This is a genomic window from uncultured Bradyrhizobium sp. (genome assembly GCF_947648125.1).
In the GTDB taxonomy this organism is placed as follows: domain Bacteria; phylum Pseudomonadota; class Alphaproteobacteria; order Rhizobiales; family Xanthobacteraceae; genus Bradyrhizobium.
In genome coordinates this window covers 126,279-133,050 of record NZ_CANSMR010000022.1, presented here as the reverse complement: position 1 = coordinate 133,050, position 6,772 = coordinate 126,279, and the positions used below count along the sequence as shown (strand labels likewise).

General features: G+C 64.2%; 4 protein-coding genes and 1 pseudogene. 1 reads left to right on the top strand and 4 read right to left on the bottom strand.

Annotation, left to right across the window (positions count from 1 at the left end; genetic code table 11):
• Positions 1–184 (bottom strand): annotated as a pseudogene (locus Q0030_RS30285) (hypothetical protein); the annotation flags it as partial.
• 304 nt (positions 185–488) lie between these two features.
• On the opposite strand from Q0030_RS30285, the gene flbT reads away from it, so the two are divergent.
• On the top strand, positions 489–920 hold the full coding sequence (flbT, locus tag Q0030_RS30280) for a flagellar biosynthesis repressor FlbT (protein WP_298375587.1): 432 nt from the start codon (positions 489–491) through the stop codon (positions 918–920).
• 129 nt (positions 921–1,049) lie between these two features.
• On the opposite strand, the gene Q0030_RS30275 is transcribed toward flbT, so the two are convergent.
• Genes Q0030_RS30275 through Q0030_RS30265 form a run of 3 tightly spaced genes read right to left on the bottom strand, consistent with a single transcriptional unit; the run spans position 1,050 to position 6,694 of the window.
• Positions 1,050–2,930, bottom strand: coding sequence for a flagellar protein (locus Q0030_RS30275; protein ID WP_298375583.1), 1,881 nt, complete (start codon positions 2,928–2,930; stop codon positions 1,050–1,052).
• A gap of 7 nt (positions 2,931–2,937) precedes the next feature.
• Complete coding sequence (gene flgK / locus Q0030_RS30270) at positions 2,938–4,815, bottom strand: flagellar hook-associated protein FlgK (protein WP_298375580.1); 1,878 nt, start codon at positions 4,813–4,815, stop codon at positions 2,938–2,940.
• A 46-nt stretch (positions 4,816–4,861) separates the two neighbouring features.
• Complete coding sequence (locus Q0030_RS30265; protein WP_298375577.1) at positions 4,862–6,694, bottom strand: flagellar hook-basal body complex protein; 1,833 nt, start codon at positions 6,692–6,694, stop codon at positions 4,862–4,864.
• Positions 6,695–6,772: the final 78 nt, after the last annotated feature.

Sequence of the window (6,772 nt, the reverse complement as noted above, 5' to 3'; positions counted from 1 at the left end):
GAGCGGTGTTGACCTTCTTGCCGGTGGACAAGCGGTTCTGCGTGGTGGCGAGCAGATCGGCGGTGGACTGGAGGGAGAGGAGGTTCTGACGAACGGAGGAGGAGAGAATGATACCGGACATTTTCATACCTTTCTGGTGTGAAACTGAGGAAATACCGCGCCAATCCTTTCTGACCGGGCGGATGGCCGATCCTGCGGTCAAGCCGCCAAGGAAAAAGAAACCTCCAGCACGGCAATTGAGGCAAATGCCGAAGAATAAAATTGTCGCCACTGCGCGAAGTTCGCCGTGAAAACTACTGAGACGACTGCCGATTTCGGCCGGGTGCCGCTACTCGCGCGGCCCCGCTGTTCACCAAGCGTTAACCATCATGGGAAAGGATCGCTGTCGCATCGGCCCCGGGCCGCAACGGCGGCTGCTAAGCAGTGCCGAACTCAACTTCGTTCCGCTGCAACGATATCGCGCGACTGCCCGGCAAAGGAGAACGGTCATGGCCCTGAAGGTCGAACTCAAACCGAACGAGCGCATCATCGTCGGCAATTGCGTGATCACCAACACCGATCAACGCGCCCGCCTCCTGATCGACGGCGACCGCATCCCGATCCTGCGCGAGAAGGATATCCTGACGCCGGAGACCGCGGACACGCCGGCAAAGCTGATCTATCTCGCGGTGCAGCTGATGTATCTGTCGCCGGACCCGATGGCGCACCACCCGACCTATTTCAGCCTGGTGCGCGACATCATCACCGCGACGCCTAGCGCCTGGCCGTTCATCGAAAGCGTCAACAACTTCATCCTCAACGGCGATCTCTATCACGCCTTGAAGGAATCCAAGAAGCTGATCGCGCACGAGGAGAAGCTGCTGGAAACCGCGCGCGGCCAGCAGAACGGCAGTCAGGACGATACCCGCAAGAGCGCGTAGGGCTTCTTGTTCTGACGCGTTTCTTCACGCGAACCGGCATTCACTTCGCTTGAAAACGCCCTAGCCCCCTGAACGAAAAGGCCTCCGCGAGGAGGCCTTTTTTGCTGTCCGAAGCTGCGCGCCGAACGATCAGCCGACCGGCAGATATTTCAACAGCGTGGTCTGATACAGCATCGACGTGGTCTGATACGACGCCTGCAGGCTGGTCTGCAACGCCAGGATCTTGGTCGCGACCTCGTCCTGATTGACGCCCTCGACCGAGTCCAGCATCGTCTCCGCCATGCTCTTGAGCTGGGTCTGACGATCGGTGGCCGCCTTGGTCGCCGTCTGCGCACCGGCGAACTCGGCCTGCACGTCCTGGATCTGCTGCTGGCCGTTCTGCGGCGCGAGGTTCGCGCTCACGCGCTGCGCGAGCGCCGTCACCTGCGCGCTTGCATTCGGGTTGCTGGCGTTGGTGGTGACCGCCGCATATACCGCGACGTTCTGCAGCAAATAGCGGAACGCCTGTTCGTTGGCGCGCGCGCCATACTGCACGGTGATCGACTGATCGACCTGCGCAACGGCGGTGCCGCGCGCCGATCCCGGGCCGTTCTCGCCGGTGTACCAGTACACGGTGTTGTCGGGCGTGCCCGCGACCAGATTGGTTGCCGTGTCGAACGGTGGTCCCCCTACCCTGAGCGGCGCCGGGGTCGCAGTCGTGTTGTTGGCGATGCCGAGCGCGCCGAGTGCGGCCGTGTTGGAGCTCGAGATCGAGAGGCTCGCGCCATCGGCGCCATGCAGGGTGATCGCGCCATTGCTGATGGTCGACGGGTTCTTGGTGCCGCTGACCTGGTCAATCTTCGCCATCAGCGTCTGCACGCTGTCGGTGATGTTGACCTGGTTGCCGGTGGCGCCCGAGGCAACGAAGGTGATCGGGGTGCCGTTGACCGTGATGGTGTCCCCGGCCGCGAAGCTCGTCGACAACGAGTTGGTGCCCGCCGCGCCCGAAAGGGCGGTGGCGCCGCTGATCGGCGCCGGCGGCGTGTTCTGGTTGTTGACGGCGGCGCCCGAGACGGTCGCGACCGGGTTGAAGAAGTTGTTTGACGCCGCGACCGCCGAGGCCGCGACCAGCGACGTGTCGCTCAGCGTCTTGATGGACGAGGTCAGCGTCGATTGAAGGTTGGCCGTCGTCGCCGTGGTGTCGGCACCGATCAGGAACGAGCCGGCCGGCGGCGGATTCGTGGTCGTCGCCGTGAGCTCGATCGCATCGGTGGTGCCATCGGGCAGCGTGAAGTTGAACTTGATCTTGTCGCCATCCTTCGGATTGATCGCGCCGAGATCGACCGAGGTGGACTTCGGCGCGCCGGCCGGCTGGGTCACGGTGGCGCCGGTCAATGACGACTGCACCGACAGCAGCTTCAGGCCGAACGGCGAGCCGTCCTCGGCGACGCTGGTCACCGTCGTGGTCGCCGGCGGCGACGAGACGCTCAGGCGTCCCATCAAATTGGTGCCCTGATCGGCCTGCTTGCGCTCATTGATGAGCTGGGTGAGGCCGGCCTGGGTTGCCGTGCCCTTCAACATGGTGTCGGCCGACACCGTGGCCGGCGTATCCATGGCACGGCCGGAGAACAGATAGCGGTCGCCCGACTGGCTGTTCAGCATCGCAACCGCATTGGAGAACGCGGCCTGCGCCGTGATCTGGCCCGACGTCTGCCCGCTGTTGTTGAGCGTCAGCGTCGCGGTCGTTGCGGCGTTCTTCACCTGGCTCCCGACGTCGGACAGCCCCTGCAAAGTGAGGTTGGCGACACCGAGGCGGGTGTTGAGGTTGGTGGCCGTGTCGGAGAACGCGTTGATGCCGCTGATCTGGGCACGCAGGCTGAGCGCAAAGCCGCGATCGAGCCCCTGCCCTGCATAGGTCGTCGATACCTTGCCGGTCGCAAGCTGCGTCGTCAGGTCATTGAGCTGACTGCGCAGGTTGAGGATCGTGGTGCCGATATAGGAAGTTCTGCCGCTTACGCCGTCGATCGACATGTTACCCTCACGTGAGCTGCAGCAGCGCGTCGTACATCTGCTTGATCGACGACATCACGCGCGCATTGGCGGAGTACGCGTTCTGTAGCGAAAGCAGATGCGCCATCTCCTCGTCCATGTTGACGCCGGAGGTCGAGTCCATCTTGGTCTGCAGCGTATTGCGCACGACGTCCTGACCGTCGGCCAATTGCTTGGCGGCGGTCGCCGATTCGCCCTGCTGGCTGATGAACTGCTTGGCAAAGTTCAACAGCGTGCCGGTGAACGGCGCGCCTGACGTGCCAAGGCCGGTCTTCGGCGAATAACTGTACGACGCGTTCGACAGTTGGTTCAGAATGAGGTTCGCGCGCGTGGTGTCGCCGGCCGGTGTCTGCGGATTGGTCGAGTACACGACCATGCGCGAGGGATCGCCGACCAGGGCGGTGTTGACGCTGATGCGTGCAGCGAGGCCAGTCGACTGCGAGCCGTTCGCCGTGATCGCGCCGGTGTAGAGCCCGCCATTGTCGGTGAACAACGGAAGCTGCGGATTGCCCGACGTCAGCGACGAAACGGTTGAGGTGACCGATGCCGCGGTGACGTTGGCCTTGTTGGCAGCGCCGTCGTTGAGCACGCGCAGCGTCGACCCGGACGGATTGGAGAATTGCAGGCCGGTTCCGCCGAGCGCGCCGTTGAGCTGCGACAGCACCGAGCTCATGCCGCCGGAGAAATCCACACCCAGCACCTCGTCGTTCGGATCGACGGTTGCGGTATTGCTGAGCGGCAGCACGCTCGGATCGTCGACGCGGACGATCGACAGATTGTGCGTGATGCCGGTGGTGTTGTCCTTGTAGGAGACGTGGATGGTGTTGCCGCTCTGCAGCCCCGAGAGATCGAGGTCGAAGCCGGACTGCGCTCCCGCAGTCGCCGCGGTGCCCGCCGTCGTCTTGTCCGACAGCGCGCTCGACATCGCGGCGGCGAACTGGTCGATCTGCGTCTGGGCCTGGGCCAGCGTGTTGTCGCGCAGCTCGAGATAGGCCGCGATCTTGCCTGATCGGATCGAGTTGGTCGACACCATGTCATAGGTGCCGCCATGCGGGAAATTGATGGTGATGGTGCCGACAGTGCTCTTGGTCGGGTCGGTATTGTACAGCGTGTTGGGCGTCATCGTGCCCTGGGCGTTGAAGCTGAGCGTCGCCGCCTCGGTGCCGACCAGCTGCACGCCGGAATTGGTGAACACGGTCACCTGGTTCTGGCTGTTGGTGACGGTGCGGATGTCCATCAGCTGCGAAAGCTGTGTAACGTAACGGTCGCGCTGATCGAGCAGTGCCGCGGTCGACGCATCGGTCGTGCCGCCATTGGCCTGCAGCTGCACATTGAGGCGCGCGATCTGCTGCATCGCATTGTTGGCGGTGTTGACGGAGTCGCTGATGCCGGCCTCGGCGTTGGCGCGCAGCGTCTGGATTCCCTGCGAGGTCGCGTTGAGCTGCTGCGCCATGGATTGCGCGGCATTGACGACGCCGATGCGGGCCGACTGTGAGTCCGGGCTGGTCGACAGCCCCTGCACAGCGGTCAGGAACTTGTTGTAGGCGTCCTCGATCGTGCCGGTGGAGTCGGGATTGCCGTAGACGCCCTGCAGATTGGCAAGGAAGCTCGAGCGGACGTCAGCGTAGGACGCGCCGGACGTCTCGGTACGAAGCTGGGTCTGCAGGAATTCGTCGAGCTGGCGGTTGACGCCGGTGATGAGAACGCTCGACCCGAACTGGCCGGTGGTGCCGGTGTCCTGGTTGAGCGTCTTCCTGACGTAGCCGGGCGTCTCCGCGTTGGCGACGTTCGACGACACGAGCGAGAGCGAGGCCTGCGTGGCGCGCAGGCCCGACATCGCGGTGGAAAGGGCTTGGCTCAAACCCATGTTGTGTACTCGCCTCTACTGCTTCACACGCGCGTCGCCGCTGCGATCAGCGCACGACGTTCAGGAGATCCTGCACCATCGAATTGGTCGTCGTGATCACCTTGGTGTTGGCCGAATAGGCCTGCTGGGTCACGATCAGCTTGGTGAACTCGTCGGCAATATCGGTGTTCGAGCTCTCGAGCGACGAACCGACGATGGTGCCGGCCTTGCCGAACAACGCCGCGCCGGACTCGTCGGTCGCCTCGAACGCACCGCCGTCGATGCGCTTGAGGAAGTTGGTGCCGTTGAAGGTCGCCACCGAGATTTCGGCGAGGTCGATGTTGCGGCCGTTGGTGTAGTTGCCGACGATGCGGCCGTTGGTCGAGACGCTGACCGACTGCAGCTGGCCGGCCGGGAAGCCGTCCTGCTGGATCTGGTTGACCTGGACGTTGCCGTTGGCGTCCGCGAACTGGGTCACGCCGCCGGAGCCGAAATTGATCACGGGGCTGCCGAGCGACACGCCGTTGACGACGGCATTGTTGAGCGCGACCGAGGAGATCGCCGGCGACATCTGGCCGTTCGACGCGAAGGTGAAGTTGATGTTGGCGTTCTGCCAGGAGACCTGCGTGCCGGTTGCGTTGGGATTGACCTGATAGAACAGGTTCCAGCTATCGGTATGTCCGGAGCCTAGCGAGGAGCTGTCGGTCTTGGCCCAGCGGAATTGCAGGTTCACCGGCGCACCCGACACGTCGTAGGCCGTGACGGCGCCGCCCGAGACGGATTCGTTCAGGAAGGTCGAGTTGTCGTTGCCGACGACCTGGCCGGTGCCGACCGTGCCGCCGCCGCCGCGGGTCGCAACCGCCGAGCCGGTGAAGCCGAGCGCCGCAAGCGCGGTCGAGTTCGAGCTCGTCACGTTGAGGTCGGCCGACGTGCCCGAATGCAGGGTGATCTTGCCGCCGCTGATGGTCGACGGCGTCGCGGTACCGGTAATCGAGTCGATCTTGGCGAGCAGCGTCCCGATGCTGTCGGTGACGTTCAGCTGGTTGCCGGTCGCGCCCGACGCCACGAAGGTGATGACGGTGCCGTTGACCGTGATCGTATCGGCCGGCACGACCGGGGGGCCGGCAGAGCCGGCGCTGAAGCTGGCATTGATCGAATCGCTGCCCGCCGCGCCCGAAAGCAGGGTCGCGGCGGTGTTGGCGACCGATGGCGTCGCCTTGTTGTTCTGCGCGGTGCCGGTAACCGATGAATCGGTATATGGCGCGGCCGGCGTGCCCAGCACCAGCGGATTATGACCGGCGCTGAACGCGCCCGGCCGGATCAGCTCGGAGCCCGGAACCGAGGTATCGTGCGCCGTGGTCAAGGGATAGGACGCGAGGTTGGCACGGTAGTCGATCTTGGTGGTCTGCTGCGCCGGCAGGAAGTCGTTCTTGAACCGCAGCACCTTCGGCGAGGAGCCCGACGGGTTGCCCGTGGTCGGGTCGATCGGCACGCCCTCGAGATAATAACCGGCGCCGTTGACGAGATAGCCGTCCTTGTTGAGCTGGAAATCGCCGCGGCGGGTGTAGCGGTCGACGCCGTCGAACACCGGCGAGCCGTCGGTGAAGCTGCCCGGCTTTTGCACCGCGAAGAAGCCGTTGCCGTTGATCGCCATGAAGGTCGCGACCGACGCCGACTGCACGTCGCCCTGCACCGAGTTGGTCGAGCGCGACTGCGCCGTGACGCCGCCGGCGAGCTGCGCGGTCAGCGCAGTCTGCGGGACGAGGTCGAGAAAGGAGGTATCGATGCGCTTGAACGCCGTGGTCTGCGAGTTGGCGATGTTACCGGAGATGTTTTCGAGCGCGTAGGATCCTGCGCGCAAGCCACCGACCGCCGTCGTAAGAGCGCCGAAGATACCCATGACATGTTCTCCAATTCGATTCCCGGCGGCTGGCAATCACAGGAATGGCCGCATCGGCGGAGCATGTCGCAAAGGTCG